Source organism: Pseudomonas oryzicola (assembly GCF_014269185.2).
GTDB classification, from domain to species: domain Bacteria; phylum Pseudomonadota; class Gammaproteobacteria; order Pseudomonadales; family Pseudomonadaceae; genus Aquipseudomonas; species Aquipseudomonas oryzicola.
This window is the reverse complement of record NZ_JABWRZ020000001.1, coordinates 127,648-147,393: the sequence shown is the minus strand read 5'-3', so window position 1 is coordinate 147,393 and position 19,746 is coordinate 127,648. Positions and strand designations below refer to the sequence as shown.

Annotated in this window: 20 protein-coding genes; 8 read left to right on the top strand and 12 right to left on the bottom strand. The window is 63.4% G+C overall.

Annotated elements, in window-relative coordinates:
* Positions 1 to 4: 4 nt before the first annotated feature.
* Positions 5 to 556, top strand: a complete 552-nt coding sequence (locus tag HU760_RS00705) for a DNA-3-methyladenine glycosylase I (protein WP_186671661.1) — start codon at positions 5 to 7, stop codon at positions 554 to 556.
* Positions 557 to 597: 41 nt separating this feature from the next.
* Positions 598 to 1,485 (top strand): lysophospholipid acyltransferase, encoded by an 888-nt coding sequence (locus tag HU760_RS00700; RefSeq protein WP_186671659.1) that lies wholly within the window; start codon positions 598 to 600, stop codon positions 1,483 to 1,485.
* A 139-nt stretch (positions 1,486 to 1,624) separates the two neighbouring features.
* Here HU760_RS00700 and HU760_RS00695 read toward each other — a convergent pair whose 3' ends face one another.
* From HU760_RS00695 to def, 5 genes are read right to left on the bottom strand one after another with little or no spacing between them, the layout of a single operon-like run.
* On the bottom strand, positions 1,625 to 1,939 hold the full coding sequence (locus tag HU760_RS00695) for a tetratricopeptide repeat protein (protein WP_186671657.1): 315 nt from the start codon (positions 1,937 to 1,939) through the stop codon (positions 1,625 to 1,627).
* Positions 1,940 to 1,950: 11 nt separating this feature from the next.
* On the bottom strand, positions 1,951 to 3,324 hold the full coding sequence (trkA, locus tag HU760_RS00690; RefSeq protein WP_186671655.1) for a Trk system potassium transporter TrkA: 1,374 nt from the start codon (positions 3,322 to 3,324) through the stop codon (positions 1,951 to 1,953).
* A 23-nt stretch (positions 3,325 to 3,347) separates the two neighbouring features.
* Positions 3,348 to 4,658 carry a 16S rRNA (cytosine(967)-C(5))-methyltransferase RsmB gene (gene rsmB, locus HU760_RS00685; protein ID WP_186671653.1) on the bottom strand — a complete coding sequence of 437 codons (1,311 nt, stop codon included), beginning with the start codon at positions 4,656 to 4,658 and terminating at the stop codon, positions 3,348 to 3,350.
* Positions 4,655 to 5,587 carry a methionyl-tRNA formyltransferase gene (gene fmt, locus HU760_RS00680; protein ID WP_186671651.1) on the bottom strand — a complete coding sequence of 311 codons (933 nt, stop codon included), beginning with the start codon at positions 5,585 to 5,587 and terminating at the stop codon, positions 4,655 to 4,657. The genes rsmB and fmt overlap by 4 nt, the downstream gene beginning before the upstream one ends.
* Positions 5,588 to 5,646: 59 nt before the next feature.
* Positions 5,647 to 6,153, bottom strand: coding sequence for a peptide deformylase (gene def / locus HU760_RS00675; RefSeq protein WP_051097836.1), 507 nt, complete (start codon positions 6,151 to 6,153; stop codon positions 5,647 to 5,649).
* A 207-nt stretch (positions 6,154 to 6,360) separates the two neighbouring features.
* Here def and dprA point away from each other — a divergent pair, with 207 nt between their 5' ends.
* Both dprA and tsaC read left to right on the top strand, forming a co-directional pair.
* Positions 6,361 to 7,458, top strand: coding sequence for a DNA-processing protein DprA (dprA, locus tag HU760_RS00670; RefSeq protein WP_186671649.1), 1,098 nt, complete (start codon positions 6,361 to 6,363; stop codon positions 7,456 to 7,458).
* A gap of 42 nt (positions 7,459 to 7,500) precedes the next feature.
* The gene (gene tsaC / locus HU760_RS00665) at positions 7,501 to 8,058 is read left to right on the top strand and encodes an L-threonylcarbamoyladenylate synthase type 1 TsaC (RefSeq protein WP_015268440.1); all 558 of its coding nucleotides are present in this window, start codon (positions 7,501 to 7,503) and stop codon (positions 8,056 to 8,058) included.
* A gap of 326 nt (positions 8,059 to 8,384) precedes the next feature.
* On the opposite strand, the gene HU760_RS00660 is transcribed toward tsaC, so the two are convergent.
* On the bottom strand, positions 8,385 to 9,362 hold the full coding sequence (locus tag HU760_RS00660) for an NADPH:quinone reductase (protein WP_186671647.1): 978 nt from the start codon (positions 9,360 to 9,362) through the stop codon (positions 8,385 to 8,387).
* A 134-nt stretch (positions 9,363 to 9,496) separates the two neighbouring features.
* Between HU760_RS00660 and hemF the strand changes: the two genes are divergently transcribed.
* The gene (gene hemF / locus HU760_RS00655; RefSeq protein WP_186671645.1) at positions 9,497 to 10,408 is read left to right on the top strand and encodes an oxygen-dependent coproporphyrinogen oxidase; all 912 of its coding nucleotides are present in this window, start codon (positions 9,497 to 9,499) and stop codon (positions 10,406 to 10,408) included.
* Between the two features lie 25 nt (positions 10,409 to 10,433).
* Positions 10,434 to 11,258 (top strand): shikimate dehydrogenase, encoded by an 825-nt coding sequence (aroE, locus tag HU760_RS00650; protein ID WP_186671643.1) that lies wholly within the window; start codon positions 10,434 to 10,436, stop codon positions 11,256 to 11,258.
* Between the two features lie 39 nt (positions 11,259 to 11,297).
* Here the strand turns inward: aroE and HU760_RS00645 are convergent, their stop codons facing one another.
* From HU760_RS00645 to betC, 3 genes are all read right to left on the bottom strand, one after another.
* Positions 11,298 to 12,863, bottom strand: a complete 1,566-nt coding sequence (locus HU760_RS00645; RefSeq protein ID WP_186671641.1) for a SulP family inorganic anion transporter — start codon at positions 12,861 to 12,863, stop codon at positions 11,298 to 11,300.
* A 141-nt stretch (positions 12,864 to 13,004) separates the two neighbouring features.
* A complete protein-coding gene (gene choX, locus HU760_RS00640; protein WP_186671639.1) occupies positions 13,005 to 13,934 on the bottom strand; it encodes a choline ABC transporter substrate-binding protein in 930 nt (309 codons plus the stop codon).
* A 16-nt stretch (positions 13,935 to 13,950) separates the two neighbouring features.
* The gene (gene betC / locus HU760_RS00635) at positions 13,951 to 15,468 is read right to left on the bottom strand and encodes a choline-sulfatase (RefSeq protein WP_186671637.1); all 1,518 of its coding nucleotides are present in this window, start codon (positions 15,466 to 15,468) and stop codon (positions 13,951 to 13,953) included.
* A 108-nt stretch (positions 15,469 to 15,576) separates the two neighbouring features.
* Here betC and HU760_RS00630 point away from each other — a divergent pair, with 108 nt between their 5' ends.
* Positions 15,577 to 16,476 (top strand): choline sulfate utilization transcriptional regulator, encoded by a 900-nt coding sequence (locus HU760_RS00630; RefSeq protein WP_186671635.1) that lies wholly within the window; start codon positions 15,577 to 15,579, stop codon positions 16,474 to 16,476.
* Between the two features lie 32 nt (positions 16,477 to 16,508).
* Here HU760_RS00630 and HU760_RS00625 read toward each other — a convergent pair whose 3' ends face one another.
* Positions 16,509 to 17,126, bottom strand: a complete 618-nt coding sequence (locus HU760_RS00625) for an NAD(P)-dependent oxidoreductase (RefSeq protein WP_186671633.1) — start codon at positions 17,124 to 17,126, stop codon at positions 16,509 to 16,511.
* A gap of 51 nt (positions 17,127 to 17,177) precedes the next feature.
* On the opposite strand from HU760_RS00625, the gene HU760_RS00620 reads away from it, so the two are divergent.
* Positions 17,178 to 17,510: a DOPA 4,5-dioxygenase family protein gene (locus HU760_RS00620; RefSeq protein ID WP_186671631.1), complete on the top strand. Its 333-nt coding sequence runs from the start codon at positions 17,178 to 17,180 to the stop codon at positions 17,508 to 17,510.
* Between the two features lie 114 nt (positions 17,511 to 17,624).
* Here HU760_RS00620 and trpA read toward each other — a convergent pair whose 3' ends face one another.
* Together trpA and trpB are read right to left on the bottom strand one after the other, a co-directional pair.
* The gene (gene trpA, locus HU760_RS00615) at positions 17,625 to 18,434 is read right to left on the bottom strand and encodes a tryptophan synthase subunit alpha (RefSeq protein ID WP_186671630.1); all 810 of its coding nucleotides are present in this window, start codon (positions 18,432 to 18,434) and stop codon (positions 17,625 to 17,627) included.
* Positions 18,431 to 19,648 (bottom strand): tryptophan synthase subunit beta, encoded by a 1,218-nt coding sequence (gene trpB, locus HU760_RS00610; RefSeq protein ID WP_186671628.1) that lies wholly within the window; start codon positions 19,646 to 19,648, stop codon positions 18,431 to 18,433. The genes trpA and trpB overlap by 4 nt, the downstream gene beginning before the upstream one ends.
* Positions 19,649 to 19,746: the final 98 nt, after the last annotated feature.

The following is a 19,746-nucleotide window of genomic DNA, read 5'->3' as shown; positions in this document are numbered from 1 at the left end:
CCTTATGCCACGCTGCTTTTGGTGTACCGACGATCCGTTGTACCAGGCCTACCATGACCAGGAGTGGGGAACGCCCCAGCGTGACCCGGCGTTGCTGTTCGAGATGCTTTTGCTCGAAGGGTTCCAGGCCGGGCTTTCCTGGATCACCGTTTTGCGCAAACGCGAACGTTATCGCGAGGTGCTGCATGGCTTCGATCCCGTGCAACTGGCGGCCATGAGCGATGAGCGGATCGAAGCGCTGATGCTGGATGCCGGCATCATCCGCAACCGCCTCAAGCTCAAGGCCGCCCGGCGCAATGCCCAGGCCTGGCTGGCTGTGGATAACCCTGCACGATGGCTCTGGTCGTTCGTCGGCGGGGAACCTAAGATCAACCATTTCAAAGGCCGCAGCGAGGTGCCAGCGGTGACCGAGGAGGCCAAGGCCATGAGCAAGGCTCTGCAGAAGGCCGGCTTCACCTTCGTCGGCCCGACCATCTGCTATGCCTTCATGCAGGCCACCGGCATGGTCATGGACCACACCACCGATTGCGATCGCTACGCCGCGTTGTTGCGCTGAGGGGTTACAATGCGCACCTTGCTGAAATAAGGAATTCGCCTGTGGAAAAGTTCAAGGGCGCCCTGATGGTCGGGGTGCTGCGCTTGTTTGCCAAGCTGCCCTGGGGCGCTGTGCAGCGCGTCGGCGCGGGTATCGGTTGGCTGATGTGGAAAATCCCCAATGGCTCGCGCAATGTCGTGCGCATCAACCTGGCCAAGTGTTTCCCGGAGATGGATCCGACCGAGCGTGAGCAACTGGTCGGCCGTGCGCTGAAAGATATCGGCAAATCCTTCGTCGAAAGTGCCTGTGCCTGGATCTGGCCGCCGCAACGCTCGCTGGCGCTGGTCAAGGAAGTGCATGGCCTGGAAGTACTGGAGCAGGCCCTGGCCTCAGGCAAGGGCGTGGTCGGCATCACCAGCCACCTGGGCAACTGGGAAGTGCTGAATCACTTCTATTGCAACCAGTGCAAACCGATCATCTTCTACCGCCCGCCGAAGCTCAAGGCCGTGGATGACCTGCTGCGCGAGCAGCGGGTGCAGATGGGCAACCGGGTGGCGCCTTCGACCAAGGAAGGCATCCTCAGTGTGATCAAGGAAGTACGCCGTGGCGGCCAGGTGGGCATTCCTGCCGACCCGGAACCGGCGGAGTCGGCAGGCGTGTTCGTGCCGTTCCTCGGCACCCAGGCGCTGACCAGCAAGTTCGTGCCGAACATGCTGGCCGGTGGCAAGGCGGTGGGCGTGTTCCTGCATGCGCTGCGGTTGCCGGATGGTTCGGGCTTCAAGGTGTTCCTCGAAGCGGCGCCGGAGGAGATGTACAGCACCGATGTGACAGTGTCGGCGGCGGCGATGAGCAAGGTGGTCGAGCGTTACGTGCGCGAGTACCCGAGCCAGTACATGTGGAGCATGAAGCGCTTCAAGAAACGCCCGGCGGGCGAAGCGCGCTGGTACTGAGTTATCCACTGCTCTTCCAGCAGGCTGAATGCACTTCTGCCTGCTGTAGCAGGGACCCTGTGGGAGCGGGTTTACCCGCGAATGCGTCGGTGAGCCCAACATCGCATTCGCGGGTGAACCCGCTCCCACAGGGACCGCGTTAGCCTGATGTCTTGTTGAGCTTCTTCAGGAACACGGCCATCTCTTTCTCGGCCTGCTTGTCGCCATGCGCCTGCGCCGCCACGATCCCTTCTTCCCAGGCCTTGCGCGCCGCCGCCAGGTCACCCTGCAACTGGTACGCCTTGCCCAACAGCTTCCACGCCGCCGAATATTTCGGGTCCAGCTCCACGCACCGCGCCAGGTGCACGGCCGCTTCAGCGCCATTGCCTTCGTCCAGCCAAGCCTTGCCCAGGCCAAACCTCAGCAACGGGTTATCCACACCCTTGGCCAGCATCTTCTCCAGCGATTCGCGCATGCCCTGTTTTCCTAGAAGAAACTCAAGCCGACGTGGAACAGCTTCTCCACATCCCGGATATGCTTTTTATCCACAACGAACAGGATCACATGGTCGCCCGATTCGATTCGCGTGTCGTCGTGGGCGATGATCACCTCTTCGTCGCGAATGATCGCGCCGATGGTGGTGCCCGGCGGCAGGGTGATGTCTTCGATGGCCTTGCCGACCACCTTGCTCGACTTCGAATCCCCGTGCGCGACCGCCTCGATGGCCTCGGCCGCACCGCGGCGCAGCGAGTGCACGCTGACGATGTCGCCCCGGCGCACATGCGCCAGCAGGGTGCCGATGGTGGCCAGCTGCGGGCTGATGGCGATGTCGATCTCGCCGCCCTGCACCAGGTCGACATAGGCCGGGTTGTTGATGATGGTCATCACCTTGCGCGCACCCAGGCGCTTGGCCAGCAGCGACGACATGATGTTGGCTTCGTCATCGTTGGTCAGGGCCAGGAAGATGTCGGCGTCGGCGATGTTTTCCTCGAGCATGAGGTCCTTGTCCGAGGCACTGCCCTGCAGCACCACAGTGCTTTCCAGGGTGTCGGAAAGGTACCGGCAACGGGCCGGGCTCATCTCGATGATCTTTACCTGATAACGGCTTTCGATGGCCTCGGCCAGGCGCTCGCCAATCTGCCCGCCACCGGCGATGACCACGCGCTTGTTGGTCTCGTCGATGCGGCGCAGCTCGCCCATTACTGCGCGGATGTCCTTCTTCGCGGCGATGAAGAACACTTCGTCGTCGGCTTCGATCACCGTGTCACCCCGTGGCGTGATGGGGCGATCGCGGCGGAAGATGGCCGCCACGCGGGTGTCGACATTCGGCATGTGGGCACGGATCTGGCGCAGTTGTTGGCCAACCAGCGGGCCGCCATAGTAGGCCTTCACCGCCACCAGCTGGGCCTTGCCTTCGGCAAAGTCGATCACCTGCAGCGAGCCGGGTTGTTCGATCAGGCGCTTGATGTAGTTGGTCACCACCTGTTCCGGGCTGATCAGCACGTCGACCGGAATATGGTCGTTGTCGAACAGCTCTTCGCGGGTGAGGTAGGCCGATTCGCGCACCCGGGCGATCTTGGTCGGGGTGTGGAACAGTGAATAGGCCACCTGGCAGGCGACCATGTTGGTTTCGTCGCTGTTGGTCACTGCCACCAGCATGTCGGCATCGTCGGCACCGGCCTGGCGTAGCACCGTGGGTAGCGAGCCGCGGCCCTGCACAGTGCGGATATCCAGGCGGTCGCCCAGGTCGCGCAGGCGGTCACCGTCGGTATCGACCACGGTAATGTCATTGGCTTCGCTCGCCAGGTGCTCTGCCAGCGTTCCGCCTACCTGACCTGCCCCGAGGATGATGATCTTCATCCGCTACTCCCTACCTTGTGTTCTTATCCGCGCGAAGCGGCGATCTTTATCAGCTTGGCATAGTAGAAGCCATCGTGGCCGCCCTCCTGGGCCAGCAGCTGGCGGCCATGGGGCTGACGCAGGCCGGCCTCGGTGGCCAGGTCCAGCTCCCGGGCGCCAGGGGTGCGGGCGAGGAAGGCGTCGATCACTTCGGTGTTCTCGGTCGGCAGGCTGGAGCAGGTGGCGTACAGCAGCATGCCGCCAACCTCCAGGGTCGGCCAAAGGGCATCGAGCAGCTCGCCTTGCAGCGTGGCCAAGGCGGGGATGTCGTCGGCCTGGCGGGTCAGCTTGATGTCCGGGTGACGGCGGATCACGCCGGTGGCCGAGCACGGCGCATCGAGCAGGATGCGCTGGAACGGCTTGCCATCCCACCAGCTGGCGGTGTCGCGGGCGTCGCAGGCGATCAGCTCGGCGTCAAGCTGGAGGCGGTCGAGGTTCTCGCGCACCCGGGCCAGGCGCTTGGCTTCGAGGTCGATGGCCACCACCTGGGCCAGGCCGGCTTCGGCCTCCAGCAGGTGGCAGGTCTTGCCGCCCGGTGCGCAGCAGGCATCCAGCACGCGCTGGCCTGGGGCCAGTTCCAGCAGGTCGGCGGACAGCTGTGCGGCTTCGTCCTGCACGCTTACCCAGCCTTCGGCAAAGCCCGGCAGGTTACGCACATCGCAGGCTTCGGCCAGCACGATGCCGTCACGGCTGTACTGGCAGGCGCTGGCGCCAACGCCCGCCCCGGCCAACAGTGCCAGGTAGGCGTCGCGGCTGTGGTGTCGGCGGTTGACCCGCAGAATCATGGGCGGATGAGCGTTGTTGGCGGCGCAGATGGCCTCCCACTGCTCCGGCCAGAAGGCTTTCAACGATTTTTGCAGCCAGCGCGGATGGGCGGTGCGCACCACCGGGTCGCGCTCCATGCCCGCAAGCAATGCCTCGCCTTCGCGTTGGGCGCGACGTAGCACGGCATTGAGCAGGCCCTTGGCCCAAGGTTTCTTCAGCTTGTCGGCACAGCCCACGGTTTCGCCGATGGCGGCGTGCTCCGGAATACGGGTGTAGAACAGCTGGTACAGGCCGACCAGCAACAGCGCCTGGACATCGGCGTCGGCGGCTTTGAACGGCTTTTGCAGCAATTGTGCGGCCAGCAGGTCGAGGCGCGGCTGCCAGCGTGCGGTGCCGAAAGCGAGATCCTGGGTCAAGCCACGGTCGCGTTCGTCGACCTTGTCCAGCTGCGCCGGCAGCGAGCTGTTCAGCGATGCCTTGCCGCTGAGTACAGCGGCCAGGGCGCGGGCGGCGGCGAGGCGTGGGTTCATAGGCCCAGCACCTTGCCGCTGGCGAATTTCTCGCGGCGGCTGTTGAACAGGTCGCTGAAGTTCAGTGCCTTGCCGCCGGGCAGTTGCAGGCGGGTGAGGCTCAGCGCCTGGTCACCGCAGGCAACTACCAGGCCGTCCTTGCTCGCCGACAGGATTTCGCCCGGCGCGCCCTGGGCGGTGGTCAGGCTGGCAGCCAGCACCTTTACACTTTCCCCATCGAGGGTGCTGTGGCAAACCGGCCATGGGTTGAAAGCACGGATCAGGCGCTCCAGCTCGACGGCAGGTCGGCTCCAGTCGATACGGGCTTCGTCCTTGTTCAGCTTGTGCGCATAGGTGGCCAGGGCATCGTCCTGCACTTCTCCCTGCAGCGACCCTTCGGCCAGGCCGGCAATTGCCTGTACCACAGCGTGCGGGCCCATTTCGGCGAGGCGGTCATGCAGGCTGCCCCCGGTGTCGTCGGCACTGATCGGGGTGACCACCTTGAGCAGCATCGGGCCGGTGTCCAGGCCTGCCTCCATGCGCATGACGGTTACACCACTCTCGGCATCGCCGGCTTCCACGGCGCGCTGGATCGGTGCGGCACCGCGCCAGCGTGGCAGCAGCGAGGCGTGGCTGTTGATGCAACCCAGGCGCGGGATATCCAACACTGCCTGCGGCAGGATCAGGCCATAGGCCACCACCACCATCAGGTCTGGCTTCAATGCGGCCAGTTCGGCCTGGGCTTCGGCGTTGCGCAGCGACGGCGGCTGGAACACCGGAATGTCATGGGCAACAGCCAGTGCCTTGACCGCGCTCGGCATGAGCTTCTGGCCACGGCCGGCGGGGCGGTCGGGCTGGGTGTAGACGGCCACGATCTCGTACGGGCTGTCGAGCAGGGCCTTGAGGTGTTCGGCGGCAAACTCTGGAGTGCCTGCAAAGACGATGCGCATGGAGTTCTCGCTTCAAAAAGAAAAAGGCTTGCCGGAGCAAGCCTTCTGGAAGGTAGGGATCAGGCTTGCTGGCGGTGCTGCTTTTCCAGCTTCTTCTTGATCCGGTCACGCTTGAGCTGCGACAGGTAATCGACGAACAGTTTGCCGTTGAGGTGATCGAATTCGTGCTGCACGCACACCGCCAGCAGGCCTTCGCATTCCAGCTCGTACGGCTTGCCGTCGCGGTCCTGGGCCTTTACCCGCACACGCAACGGGCGGTCGACATTCTCGTAGAAGCCCGGCACCGACAGGCAACCTTCCTGGTACTGGCCCATGTCATGGGTCAGCTCTTCGACAGTCGGGTTGATGAAGACGCGCGGCTCGCTGCGGTCTTCGCTGAGGTCCATGACCACGACCTGCTTGTGCACGTTGACCTGGGTGGCGGCCAGGCCGATGCCGGGGGCTTCGTACATGGTTTCAAACATGTCGTCGATCAGCTGACGCAGGGCGTCGTCGAACTCCGTCACCGGTTTGGCGATGGTGCGCAGGCGCGGGTCCGGGAATTCGAGGATGTTCAAGATGGCCATAAGGTCAGGCAGTCACTGTGCGTTCGGTTGAAAACTGAGCACACATAATAAAGGGAAACGGGGATTTCAGCACCTGGCAAAGCTCGGCTAGGGTTTTCAGGGCCAGCTTATAGCCCATTCGATGGACAGGTTGTCAAAGCGTTATCAACAAAGTTATCCACAGCTTGTGCCACGCCGATGGCCCCATTTCGATCAAGGATGATCTCCATGGCAAATTACCATTCGTCGCCTCTTCCACCTGCAGAGCTGGAGGCGCGGTTGCGCCTGCACCGCCTACCTGATACTGGCCTGCGGCGCTTTCGCAGCTTGCTCGAAGCGTTTGGCAGTGCCTCGTCGGCCCTGTGTGCCCCGGCCGGCGCCTGGCGTGCATTGGGCATACCGCAGGCCACCATCGATGCCAGGCGCAGTGCCGACGTACGCGAAGGCGCATTGGCCGCAATGGCCTGGCTAGAGCGCCCGGGCCAGCATTTACTGATGTGGGACGGCCCTGGCTACCCGCCGCTACTGGCCGAGATCGACGATGCGCCGCCGCTGCTTTTCGTCGCTGGTGACCCGGCTTTGCTCGAACGCCCACAGCTTGCGATTGTGGGTAGCAGGCGTGCTTCACCGCCGGCAATCGACAATGCCGGTGCGTTTTCCCGTTATTTGGCACAAGCCGGTTTCACCATTACCAGCGGGCTGGCCGTGGGTATAGATGGCGCCGCTCATCGGGCCGCGTTGCAGGCTGGAGGCAGCACGATCGGGGTGCTGGGCACGGGGTTGCAAAAACTTTATCCACAGCGCCACCAGGCTCTGGCGCAGGCGATGATCGATAATGGCAGCACGTTGGTTTCCGAGTACCCGCTGGACGCCGGACCCCTGCCGGGAAACTTCCCACGGCGCAATCGCATCATCAGCGGCTTGTCGCTGGGTGTGCTGGTGGTCGAGGCAGGTCTGGCCAGTGGTTCGTTGATCACTGCACGCTTGGCCGCCGAGCAAGGTCGCGAGGTGTATGCCATACCGGGATCCATTCACCACCCAGGGGCCAAGGGCTGCCACCAGTTGATCCGTGACGGCGCACTATTGGTGGAAAGTGTGGAGCAGATCCTGGAAAGCCTGCAGGGCTGGCACAATCTGCCGCCAGCGGTGGTGGACGAGTTTGGCCATCCACTGCTCGCCCTACTGCATGCTGCACCACAGACCAGCGAAAGCCTGGCCCACTGCAGCGAGCAACCGCTGGCCGATGTGCTGGCGCAGCTAACCGAACTTGAACTGGAAGGCCGGGTCAGCAATGAAGCCGGGCGTTGGTTTGCCCGCGCGGGCTAAGTACACTGCTCGCAAGCAAGTTTCATAGGTGGAGTGACAGAAATGGTGAGCAGTTTTCGAGTGCAACAAGCCGCACGTGAGATCCGGGCCGGCGCAGTGATCGCCTACCCGACGGAAGCGGTCTGGGGCCTGGGCTGCGATCCGTGGAACGAGGACGCGGTATATCGCCTGCTGGCGCTGAAGTCGCGGCCTGTGGATAAAGGGCTGATCCTGGTGGCCGACAACATCCGCCAGTTCGACTTCTTGTTCGAGGATTTCCCGGAAGACTGGATCGACCGCATGGGCAGCACCTGGCCGGGGCCGAACACCTGGCTGGTGCCGCACCAGGACCTGCTGCCAGAGTGGGTGACCGGGCAGCATGACACGGTGGCGCTGCGGGTCAGTGACCATCCGGTGGTGCGTGAACTATGTGCGTTGGTGGGCCCGCTGATTTCCACCTCGTGCAACCCTGGCGGGCGTCCGGCGGCGAAGACCCGGTTGCGGGTGGAGCAGTATTTCCATGGCCAGTTGGACCTGGTGCTGGGTGGCGCGTTGGGTGGGCGGAAGAACCCGAGCGTGATTCGTAACCTGGCAACTGGCGAGGTTGTGCGTCCGGGCTGATAGACGCAGCGCCTGTGAGATCGAGCGCCGCCCGCGCGGCGCATCGCGGATAAATCCGCTCCTACATTTGTTGCAACGTGCCGAACCTGTCAGGCCATGGTTGCCTGCCTTGGGGCATGTCTCAGGCATGCGAGGCGGCACCAATGCCCACCCAAAAATCCCGTCATGCCAACAAGGCTGACAACCATGGCCTCACAGGCATGGCCACGTTGCAACAAATGTGGGAGCGGATTTATCCGCGATGCGCCGCGTGGGCGGCGCTCGGTCTCACAGGCGCTGAAAACCTCAAGGCGTACACATCGTCGCCCTAACGCGTTCCCAACCATTCAAGGCAACAATACCGTAGACCCCACAGTCCGCCGCGCCGACAGCTCCGCCTGTGCCTTGGCCGCCTCGCTCAGCGGATACCGCTGCTGAATATCCACAACCAGCTTCCCACTGCCAATCATCGCAAACAGGTCATCGGCCATGGCCTGTGTGTTCTCGGCATTGTTGGCATAGCTCGCCAGGGTCGGCCGGGTCACGTAAAGCGAACCCTTCTGCGCCAGAATCCCCAGGTTCACCCCGCTCACCGCGCCCGAGGCATTGCCAAAGCTGACCATCAACCCACGCGGCTGCAGGCAGTCCAGCGAAGTCAGCCAGGTGTCGGCACCCACACCGTCATACACCACCGGGCATTTCTTGCCGTCGGTCAGTTCCAGCACCCGCTTGGCCACATCTTCACGGCTGTAGTCGATGGTCGCCCACGCTCCCAGCGCCTTGGCCCGTTCGGCCTTCTCGGCAGAACTGACGGTGCCGATCAGCTTGGCACCCAGCGCCTTGGCCCACTGGCACGCCAACGAACCCACGCCGCCGGCCGCTGCGTGGAACAGGATCACGTCGCCTGGCTTCACCGCGTAGGTCTGTTTCAACAGATATTGCACGGTCAGGCCCTTGAGCATCACCGCGGCCGCCTGCTCAAAGCTGATGTTATCCGGTAACTTGACCAGGTTGGCCTCCGGCAGCGTATGCACTTCGCTGTACGCACCCAGCGGGCCACCGGCATGGGCGACGCGGTCGCCGACCTTCAGGCGGGTCACGCCCTCGCCTACAGCTTCGACCACCCCCGCCGCCTCGGTACCCAGCCCCGAAGGCAGGGATGGCGGCGCATACAGCCCGCTGCGGTAGTAGGTATCAATGAAGTTGAGTCCGATTGCATGGTTACGCACACGCACCTGCTGCGGGCCGGGCGGAGCGGGTTCGAATTCCACAAACTGCAGCACTTCCGGGCCGCCATGCTGGCTGAACTGGATACGCTTGGCCATCTCGCACTCCTGTAGTCGGGATCGGGAAAGGCCTTCTATCGGACGCCTTTGCTTGATCGCCGTCAACTGCGGCACGCGCGCTGGCGGTGGTATGCTACGCGGCGAATTGTTCCCTGCCCGTTTCTGGTGACCCGATGACTAGCCGCACCGAGGCCGTGAAAGCCTATCTGCTCGATCTGCAAGACCGCATCTGCTCTGCCCTCGAAACAGAAGACGGCGGTGCCTGCTTCGTCGAGGACGCCTGGGTGCGCGAAGCCGGTGGTGGGGGCCGCACACGGGTGATCGGCGGCGGCAAGGTGATCGAGAAAGGTGGGGTCAACTTCTCTCATGTATTTGGTGCCGGCCTGCCGCCGTCGGCCAGTGCCCACCGCCCCGAGTTGGCGGGTCGTGGCTTCGAGGCCCTGGGCGTGTCATTGGTAATCCACCCGCACAACCCGCATGTGCCCACCTCGCACGCCAACGTGCGCTTCTTCATTGCCGAAAAGGAAGGCGAAGAAGCTGTGTGGTGGTTCGGTGGTGGTTTCGACCTGACGCCCTATTACGGCAACGAGGAAGACTGTATCCACTGGCACCGCGTGGCCGAGCAGGCCTGCGCGCCGTTCGGTGCCGACGTGTACCCACGCTACAAGGCCTGGTGCGACCGTTACTTCCACCTCAAGCACCGTGGCGAGCCACGCGGTATTGGCGGTCTGTTCTTCGATGACCTGAACGAATGGGACTTCGATACCTGCTTCGCCTTCATGCGCGCCATTGGCGATGCCTACGTCAATGCCTACCTGCCGATCGTCCAGCGCCGCAAGGACACGCCGTACACCCCGCAACAGCGCGAGTTTCAGGAATACCGCCGTGGCCGCTATGTGGAGTTCAACCTGGTGTACGACCGTGGCACCCTGTTCGGCCTGCAATCGGGCGGGCGTACCGAGTCCATTCTCATGTCGCTGCCACCGCAGGTGCGCTGGGGCTACGACTGGAAGGCCGCGCCCGGCAGCGAAGAAGCACGCCTGACCGAATACTTCCTGCAGGACCGCGACTGGCTCGGCCAGTAAGCCTGTGCACAACCAAGGAATCGCCATGGACCAGTACGTCGTTTTCGGTAACCCCATCGGCCACAGCAAGTCGCCGCTGATCCACCGCCTGTTTGCCGAACAGACCGGTGAGGACCTGGAATACGCAACTCTGCTGGCGCCACTGGACGAGTTCAGCGACTGTGCGCGCGGCTTTTTCAAGCAAGGCAGCGGCGCCAATGTCACCGTGCCGTTCAAGGAAGAGGCCTACCGCCTGTGTGACAGCCTGACCCCGCGCGCCCAGCGCGCCGGCGCAGTGAACACGCTGAGCAAGCTGGCCGACGGTACGTTGCAGGGCGACAACACCGATGGCGCGGGCCTGGTGCGCGACCTGACGGTGAATGCCGGGGTCGAGCTGGCAGGCAAACGCATCCTGATCCTCGGTGCCGGTGGCGCCGTGCGCGGCGTGCTGGAGCCGATCCTGGCGCACAAGCCGCAGTCGCTGGTAATTGCCAACCGCACCGTGGAAAAGGCCGAGCAGCTGGCGCGTGAGTTCGATGAACTGGGGCCGGTGGTGGCCAGCGGGTTTGCCTGGTTACAGGAACCAGTGGATGTGATCATCAACGCTACCTCGGCGAGCCTGGCCGGGGAGTTGCCGCCGATTGCCGACAGTCTGGTCGAGGCGGGGCGGACGGTTTGTTACGACATGATGTATGGCAAGGAGCCGACGCCGTTTTGCCAGTGGGCCAAGAAGCTGGGGGCAGCCAAGGTGCTGGACGGCTTGGGGATGCTGGCTGAGCAAGCGGCTGAGGCATTCTTTATCTGGCGTGGGGTGCGACCGGATACGGCGCCAGTATTGGCTGAGTTGCGCCGGCAGCTGGCTCGCGGTTGAGATTGCCGGGGCTGCAAAGCAGTCCCAATATCTCTGCCATCACTCCTCAAACCGGATCGGGCACAACGCCGCCCCTTCCAGCTTCTGCAGTTCCTCGATCACCTGCGGCCTGGCCCGATGCAAGGTCAGGCTTCCCCCTGCCCGTCGCAACCGCCGCGCCTCGCGGTGCAACATGTCCACACCGGAATAGTCGATAAAGTTCACCTGCCGTGCATCGATCACCACGTGCGGCCCCTGGCAGCGCTGCAAGCGCACCTGCAGGTAAGGCGCTGCACCAAAGAAAATCGACCCACCTACCCGCAGTACGTCCGCCTCCCCTTCACGACTTTGCTGCACCCTTGGCCGTGACGTGCGCTTCAGATAGAAGAACAGCGATGCCAACACCCCGGCATAGATTGCGGTTTGTAGCTCCAGCAACAACGTCGCCGCCGCTGTCAGTGCCATGACCAGGAATTCCGAACGGCTGACCCGGAACAGCGCGCGAATCGCGCGGTGGTCCACCAACCCCCAGCAGATCAACAGAATGCTGCCGGCCATGGCCGGAATCGGCAGATGTGCAATCAACCCGGCCCCGGCAACGGCAAACACCGCCACCCACAGCGCTGAGAACACCCCGGCCAGGGGGGAGCGGGCGCCAGCGTCGAAGCTCAACCCGGAGCGGGTGAAGGAGCCGGAAGACAGATAACCGGAGAAGAATGCCCCGATGATGTTCGACAGGCCCTGGGCGCGGATTTCCTGATCAGCGTTGATCAACTGCTCCGAGCGTGCCGACAACGAGCGCGCAATCGACAGGCTGGTGACCAGCCCGAGCATGCCCACCGCCACGGCGCTGGGCAGTAGCCGCAGAACCAGTTCTACATCCAGCAAGGGTAGCGGGCTGAACGGTGGCAGTTGGCCGGTGAATGCTGGCACTCGCGGTACATGGCCAAACAAGCCGGGCAGCGACCAGGCCAGCAAGCTGACCAGAATCAGGCTGATCAACAGGCTCGGCCAGCGTGGGCGCCAGAGCTTGAAGGCTACGCCGATCGCCACGGTGGCCAGGCCCAGCACCAAGGAGGGCAGGTCTACTTCACCAGCGTGGCTGGCCAGGCCCTGCGCGGTTTTCAGCGCAGTGGCCTGGCTGGGCAGGTCCATGCCCAGCAGGTTGGGCAACTGGCCCAGGGCAATGACGATAGCCGCGCCCAGGGTGAAACCAAGCACCACGGAATGGGAGACGAAGTTGACCAGCGCGCCGAAGCGCAAAAGCCCAAGCAGCAACTGGAAGAGGCCGCCGAGGAAGGTCAGCAACAGCACCAGGGTTACGTAGTCTGCGCTGCCGGCCACGGCCAGCGGGCTGATGCTGGCATAGAGAACGATGGAAATGGCGGCGGTCGGGCCACAGATAAGGTGCCAGGACGAGCCCCACAGGCAGGCGATCAGCACCGGCACGATGGCGGCGTACAGGCCGTATTCGGCGGGCAGGCCGGCGATCAGGGCGTAGGCGATGGATTGTGGCAGGGCGAGGATGGCACCGCTCAGGCCCACCAGCAGGTCCTGGCGCAGGCTGCGGCCCGATTGGCGCGGCAGCCAGGTGAGGAAGGGCAGCAGGTGAGTGAGGCGATGCATGGGTTTTCCACAATCCTTAAGGTTTTCGCCAAACTGCGGGAGCGGGTGAGCCCGCGAAGAAGCCACCGCGGTGGATGGCACCGGCTTCGCCGGTGTTCGCGGGCATGCCCGCTCCCACAGGATGAGGTGTCGCTTGTGAGGTTACAGCTTGGCTTTGACGGCCTCCAGGGCGTTGCCATCGGTCCTGGTGCTCACTCCGGCCAACCATCTCTCCAGCACCTCGGGATGCGCTTTACCCCAAGCCTTGGCTGCTTCGTCGAAGCTTATCTTCTTGTCCACAACCTCGGCCATGATGCTGTTTTCCATTTCCAGCGTGAACTTCAGGTTCTCCAGCATCTTCGCTGCATTGGGGCAGGCTTGGGGATAACCCTTGCGGGTCAGGGTATAGACATCGCCTTTGCTGCCGAACCACTTTTCCCCGCCGGTCAGGTAATGCATTTTCAACTTCACGTTCATCGGGTGCGGGGTCCAGCCGAGGAAAGTGATGAACTGCTGTTTTTTCACTGCCCGGTCGACCTGCGCCAGCATCGCCTGTTCGCTGGATTCCACCAGCTTCCATTGGCCAAGATTGAACTCATTCTGGTCGATGATTTCCTTCAGTGACAGGTTGGCCGGAGCTCCAGAGCCAATCCCGTAAAGCTTCTTGTCGAACTGGTCGGCGTGCTTCTGCAGGTCGGCAAAGTCCTTGACGCCGGCATTCCACACGTAATCTGGCACGGCCAGGGTGAACTCGGTTCCCTCCAGATTGCGTGACAGCTGCTTCACGTCGCCATTGGCGATGAACTTGTCATGAAAGCCCTGTTGCGCTGGCATCCAGTTACCGAGGAAGGCATCCACGCGGCCATCTTTGAGGCCACCATAGATGATCGGTACCGCCAGGCTGTCGATCTTTACCTGATAACCCAGGCTTTCCAGTAGCAGGCGAGCCACGGCGTTGGTCGAGGCAATGTCGCTCCAGCCGGGGTCGGCCAATTTCACGGTAGTGCATTGCGTGTCGCTGTCGGCGGCGTGAGCGGTGCCCATGCCCAGGTTGATGGCCAAGGCGAACACGGCGGCGGAGAACTTATGCATGGCGGCCTCTCTTTACTCATTCCAAGGGTGCGGGCTGTGGATAACGTGCCTTGCGCTCGAGGTCGTCGAGATCGATGTGGTTGCGCATGTACTGTTGGCTGGCGTCCACCCAGGGTTGGTGGTCCCAGCTTTTCAGCTTGCCGATGGCCAGCGCCTCGGCCACCAGGCGGCGGCGGCGCTGGCTGGCCAGTACCTGCTGGCGCAGGCTGGGGATGTCCCAACGTTGTTGTGCTTCATCGACAAATGCCTGCAGCAGCGCCTGGTGGTCCGGGCTGCTGGTGAGGTTCTCCCGCTCGTGCGGGTCGCGGCTCAGGTCATAGAGTAGGCACGGGTCGTCTTCGCTGTACACGAACTTGTACGGCCCGCGGCGGATCATCATCAGCGGCCCGACCGTGCCTTCGGCCATGTACTCGCCGATGACCTCGTCGTGGCCGCCCTGCCCTTGCAGGTGGCCGAGCAGCGAGCGGCCATCCAGGTGCAGGTTTTTATCCACAGCCCCGCCGGCCAGTTCGACCAATGTAGGCAGCAAGTCGCAGGTCGATACCGAGGCGCTCACCCGGCCCGCCGCGAAGCGCTTCGGCGCGTGTATCAGCAGCGGTACCCGCGCCGACATCTCGAACCAGTGCATCTTGTACCAGAGGCCCCGCTCGCCGAGCATGTCGCCGTGGTCGCCGGAGAACACGATCACGGTGTTGTCGGCCAAGTCGCATTCCTCGAGGGTTTGCAGCAGCTCGCCGATGTTGTCGTCGATGTAGCTGCACGCGCCGAAGTAGGCGCGGCGGGCATCGCGGATCTTGTCCACAGGCAGCGGCTTGTTCCACAGGTCGTAGACTTTCAGCAGGCGCTGCGAGTGGGGATCGAGTTCCGCCTGGGCGAACTCGGCGCGTGGCATGGGGATATCCACACCCTCGTAGCGATCCCAGTAGCGCCTGGGGATGGTGTATGGGTCGTGCGGGTGAGTCATCGACACGGTCAGGCAGAACGGCCGACCATCGTTTTCGCGGACGTGGTCGTATAAATACTGGCGCGCCTTGAACAGCACTTCTTCGTCGAAATCCAGCTGGTTGGTACGCACGCACGGGCCGGCCTGCAGCACCGACGACATGTTGTGATACCAGCTTGGGCGCACCTCTGGCTCATCCCAGTTCACCGCCCAGCCGTAGTCTGCCGGGTAGATATCGCTGGTCAGACGTTCTTCGTAACCATGCAACTGGTCCGGGCCACAAAAGTGCATCTTGCCTGACAGCGCAGTGCGGTAGCCCAGGCGGCGCAGGTAATGGGCATAGGTCGGTACATCGGCGGGGAAATCGGCGGCGTTGTCGTAGGCACCAATGCGGCTGGGCAGCTGGCCACTGACCAAGGTGAAACGAGACGGGGCGCACAGCGGGCTGTTGCAGTAGGCCGCGTCGAACACCACCGCTTGCTCGGCCAGGCGGCTCAGGTGCGGCATCTGGATCGGCGAAGGGGCGTAGATCGGCAGCAAGGGCGCGGCCATCTGGTCGGCCATGATGAACAGGATATTCGGACGCGTCATGGTGGCTTCCATCGTTGAGAGTTATGCGAACCGCTTGCCTATCAAGATGCGACTGTGGATAACATGGGTAAAGCCCATGGCGGACAATGAGTAGGATTAGCCACGCTTATGTTTGACCACCTCGCCGACTTGTCGCTGGATACCTTGCGCGTGTTCGAGGCCGCTGCGCGGCTGCGTGGTTTCACTGCTGCGGCGCTGGAGCTGGGTACCACGCAGCCGGCAGTGAGCCAGCAGGTCAAACGGCTGGAGGCTCAGTTGGGCACACGCTTGTTCGACCGCATTTACCGGGGCATCGAGCTGACCGAGGCTGGTCGAGTGTTGTTTGACCAGGTGCATCAAGGCCTGCAGGCCATGGATGACGGCATTGCCCAGGCCACTGGCCGTGGCCAGCGCGAAGTACTGCAGGTGGCGACCGACTTTGCCTTTGCGGCGTTCTGGTTGATGCCGCGGTTGCAGCGCTTTCACGAGGCTTATCCACAGGTGGATGTGAGCCTGGTGACCGGCGAGCGCAGCCAGGGCATGTTGCGCCCGGACATCGATGTGGCAGTACTGTTTGGCGACGGACGCTTTCACCAGGGCGAGAGCCGTTGGCTGTTCGATGAAGAGGTTTTCCCGGTCTGCAGCCCTCGGCTGGTTCATGGCAAACCCTTGTCAGCCGAGGCTTTGCAACGATTGCCGTTGCTGCACCTGAAGGGCGAGCAGGCCAGCCGTTGGTTCGACTGGACAGGGGTGTTTCGCGGGTTTGGCGTGGCCAGCCCGCCGCCGCCGGGGCAGTTGCGGTTCGATAACTATACGTTGCTGATTCAGGCGGCAATCGCCGGCCAGGGCGTGGCTATTGGCTGGGGGCATCTGGTGGACGGGTTGGTGGAGCAAGGGTTGCTGTGTCGACCACTGGAAGGGAGTTTGCGGTCGGCGCGGGGTTATTACGTGGTGCTGCCGCCGCGTAAACGGCGTGGGGCGCTGATCGAGCGGTTTGTGAATTGGTTGGAGTGTGAGCGCAGCCTTTGAGGTCGCCGGGGCTGCTGCGCAGCCCCGGCAATCTAGACCACAAAGTTGAGATGCTCGCCCCGGTGCAAATCCAGTTCCAGCATATCCACCATGCCCGCCGCGACCCTGGCCAAGTGCCGCAACGGCTCCGCCAACCCCGGCTCCAACGTGTTCTCGGTGCTGCGAAAATGCTCCATTCCCAACCCAGGCAGCTCCTGCGGAGCGTTGATCAACGTCCAGTGCAAGGGACTGCGCTGCAACCCATCGACCACCTGGTCCACGCATTCCCGCTCCGCTTCACTGTACTTGCCCGGTTCATCCAGCACATCGAAATCGCCCACCAGCAACAGCCGGCGTATAGTCGTGCGCTTGAGCCCGGCCATCAGCGCCTCGCTCATGCGCGCTTGGCCGGGCAGGTCGCCCGGCGCCAGCGCCGATAACAGAGCAATAACCGCCGATCCACCTGCCGCTCCCTGTTCCGCCTGGTCGGCATCGCCCAGCCCGCCTATCTTGAAATGCAGGCCCGGGCGCGGCGCGTGGCGGTTGAGGTCATTCACCACGGCCGTGACTTCGTGCTGGCGCGACAGCAGTTCGACCATCAGGGCGTTGCCCAAGCTGCTTTCAGGCCCGAACAGGACCAGCTTGAACACTGGCGTTTCGGCGTTTTTCACGGCATCACTCCCTTGCAGGTGGTGATGGTTGGACCGCAATCAGGAGTTATCGTGCAGAGGATCAAGGGTTACCACGCCCACGTGTACTACGACGCAGCGACCATGGAGCAGGCCCGTGAGCTGTGTGAGGAAGCTGCGCGACTGTTTCCGGTGACCATGGGGCGCATGCACCAGAAGCCAGTGGGGCCACACCCGGATTGGAGCTGCCAGCTGGCGTTCGGGCCGGAGGTGGTGGGGGTGGTCTTGCCTTGGTTGGCGTTGTATCGCAAGGGGCTGGTGGTGTTCATGCATCCGTTGACCGGGGATGAACTGGCGGACCATCGTGATCATGCGATCTGGATGGGGGCTGTGCGGCCTTTGGACCTGTCGATTTTCGGAGGCTAGGCCGTTGGTGTTGACGTCATCGCCGGCAAGCCAGCTCCCGCAGGGATAGCACAGGGCCTGAGCACGGCGCTGTACCTGTGGGAGCGGGCGAGCCCGCGAAGATGGCGACGCGGATCAGCGGCGAGCGCCGCGCACCCCTTCAGCCAGTGCCGAGCAGAGGCTCAACACATCGTTCACCGCTTGCTCGCCACTCTTGGCCTGGGCGATCTTGTCGACCAATGCCGAACCCACCACCACACCATCCGCCAGGCGGGCGATGTTCGCCGCCTGCTCCGGCGTACGAATACCGAAGCCAACGCTGATCGGCAGGTCGGTATGCCGACGCAGGCGGGTAATGGCCTCGGTCACGTGTTCAGTGGTCGCCGAGCCGGCACCGGTGACACCAGCCACCGACACGTAGTAGACGAACCCGGAGCTGCGCTCCAGCACGCGCGGCAGGCGCACATCGTCGGTAGTCGGGGTGGTCAGGCGGATGAAGTCGATGCCTGCGGCCTGCGCCGGGGTGGCCAGTTCGGCGTCGTGCTCCGGCGGCAGGTCGACGATGATCAGGCCATCGACGCCCGCTTGCCTGGCCTCGGCCACGAACTGTTCCACGCCAAAACGGTGGATCGGGTTGTAGTAGCCCATCAGCACGATCGGCGTGGCCTGGTCATCCACACGGAAATCGCGAACCATCTGCAGGGTCTTGGCCAGGGTCTGGCCGGCTTCCAGGGCGCGCAGGGTGGCCAGCTGGATGGCCACGCCATCGGCCATCGGGTCGGTGAACGGCATGCCCAGTTCGATCACGTCGGCACCGGCTGCCGGCAGACCCTTGAGGATCTGCAGCGAGGCGTCATAGCCCGGGTCGCCTGCGGTGATGAAGGTGACCAGTGCCGAGCGGCCTTCGGCCTTCAACTCGGCGAAGCGTTGTTCAAGACGGCTCATGCCTGTTTCTCCTGGGCAGCCATGTGGTTCATGACGGTTTGCATGTCTTTGTCGCCGCGGCCCGACAGGCACACGACCATCAGGTGGTCCTTGGGCAGCTTCGGCGCGCGCTTGATCGCCTCGGCCAGGGCATGGGAGCTCTCCAGGGCCGGGATGATGCCTTCCAGGCGGCAGGTAGTGTGAAACGCATCCAGCGCTTCGTCGTCGGTGATGCTGACGTATTCCACACGTTTAACTTCGTGCAGGTAGGCGTGCTCCGGGCCGATGCCCGGGTAGTCCAGGCCGGCGGAAATCGAGTGGGCGTCGGTAATCTGGCCGTCTGCATCCTGCAGCAGGTAGGTACGGTTGCCGTGCAGCACGCCTGGTACGCCACCGTTGAGGCTGGCGGCATGCTTGTCGGTGTGCACGCCGTGGCCACCGGCTTCGACGCCAATGATCTGCACGCTCGGCTCTTCGAGGAATTCATGGAACAGGCCCATGGCGTTGGAACCGCCACCGACGCAGGCGACCAGGCTGTCTGGCAGGCGACCCTCCTTCTCTTGCAACTGGGCGCGGGTTTCCTTGCCGATGATCGACTGGAAGTCGCGAACCATGGCCGGGTACGGATGTGGGCCGGCCACGGTACCGATCAGGTAGAAGGTGTCTTCGACGTTGGTGACCCAGTCGCGCAGGGCCTCGTTCATGGCGTCTTTGAGGGTGCCGGTGCCTGCGGTGACCGGGACGATCTCGGCGCCCAGCAGCTTCATGCGGAACACGTTGGCCTGCTGGCGCTCGATGTCGGTGGCGCCCATGTAGATCACGCAAGGCAGGCCGAAGCGCGCGGCAACGGTAGCAGTGGCAACGCCGTGCATGCCGGCGCCGGTTTCGGCGATCAGGCGCTTCTTGCCCATGCGCTTGGCCAGCAGCACCTGGCCGATGCAGTTGTTCACCTTGTGCGCGCCGGTGTGGTTGAGTTCTTCACGCTTGAAGAAAATTTTTGCACCGCCGCAGTGTTCGGTCAGGCGTTCGGCGAAATACAGCGGGTTGGGGCGGCCGATGTAGTCGCGCTGGAAATAGGCCAGCTCTTCGAGGAATTTCGGGTCTGCCTTGGCCGCTTCGTATTCGCGGGCCAGGTCCAGCACCAATGGCATCAGGGTTTCGGCCACGTAGCGGCCGCCGAACGAGCCGAACAGGCCGTTGGCGTCGGGGCCGGGGCGGTATTGGGACTGGGTCATGGGCGCTCCAGGGCGTAATCGATGAGTGATGGGCTTTACTCTAACCACGACAGGCCCGGCTGAAAACCGATAAGATTGCGAGAACTTGTCAGGAAAAC

Coding starts and splice junctions, on each gene's coding strand:
- HU760_RS00705 (WP_186671661.1), top strand. CDS start 5: ATGCCACGCTGCTTTTGGTGTACCGACGATCCGTTGTACCAGGCCTAC.
- HU760_RS00695 (WP_186671657.1), bottom strand. CDS start 1,939: ATGCGCGAATCGCTGGAGAAGATGCTGGCCAAGGGTGTGGATAACCCG.
- trkA (WP_186671655.1), bottom strand. CDS start 3,324: ATGAAGATCATCATCCTCGGGGCAGGTCAGGTAGGCGGAACGCTGGCA.
- rsmB (WP_186671653.1), bottom strand. CDS start 4,658: ATGAACCCACGCCTCGCCGCCGCCCGCGCCCTGGCCGCTGTACTCAGC.
- fmt (WP_186671651.1), bottom strand. CDS start 5,587: ATGCGCATCGTCTTTGCAGGCACTCCAGAGTTTGCCGCCGAACACCTC.
- def (WP_051097836.1), bottom strand. CDS start 6,153: ATGGCCATCTTGAACATCCTCGAATTCCCGGACCCGCGCCTGCGCACC.
- dprA (WP_186671649.1), top strand. CDS start 6,361: ATGGCAAATTACCATTCGTCGCCTCTTCCACCTGCAGAGCTGGAGGCG.
- tsaC (WP_015268440.1), top strand. CDS start 7,501: ATGGTGAGCAGTTTTCGAGTGCAACAAGCCGCACGTGAGATCCGGGCC.
- HU760_RS00660 (WP_186671647.1), bottom strand. CDS start 9,362: ATGGCCAAGCGTATCCAGTTCAGCCAGCATGGCGGCCCGGAAGTGCTG.
- hemF (WP_186671645.1), top strand. CDS start 9,497: ATGACTAGCCGCACCGAGGCCGTGAAAGCCTATCTGCTCGATCTGCAA.
- aroE (WP_186671643.1), top strand. CDS start 10,434: ATGGACCAGTACGTCGTTTTCGGTAACCCCATCGGCCACAGCAAGTCG.
- HU760_RS00645 (WP_186671641.1), bottom strand. CDS start 12,863: ATGCATCGCCTCACTCACCTGCTGCCCTTCCTCACCTGGCTGCCGCGC.
- choX (WP_186671639.1), bottom strand. CDS start 13,934: ATGCATAAGTTCTCCGCCGCCGTGTTCGCCTTGGCCATCAACCTGGGC.
- betC (WP_186671637.1), bottom strand. CDS start 15,468: ATGACGCGTCCGAATATCCTGTTCATCATGGCCGACCAGATGGCCGCG.
- HU760_RS00630 (WP_186671635.1), top strand. CDS start 15,577: ATGTTTGACCACCTCGCCGACTTGTCGCTGGATACCTTGCGCGTGTTC.
- trpA (WP_186671630.1), bottom strand. CDS start 18,434: ATGAGCCGTCTTGAACAACGCTTCGCCGAGTTGAAGGCCGAAGGCCGC.
- trpB (WP_186671628.1), bottom strand. CDS start 19,648: ATGACCCAGTCCCAATACCGCCCCGGCCCCGACGCCAACGGCCTGTTC.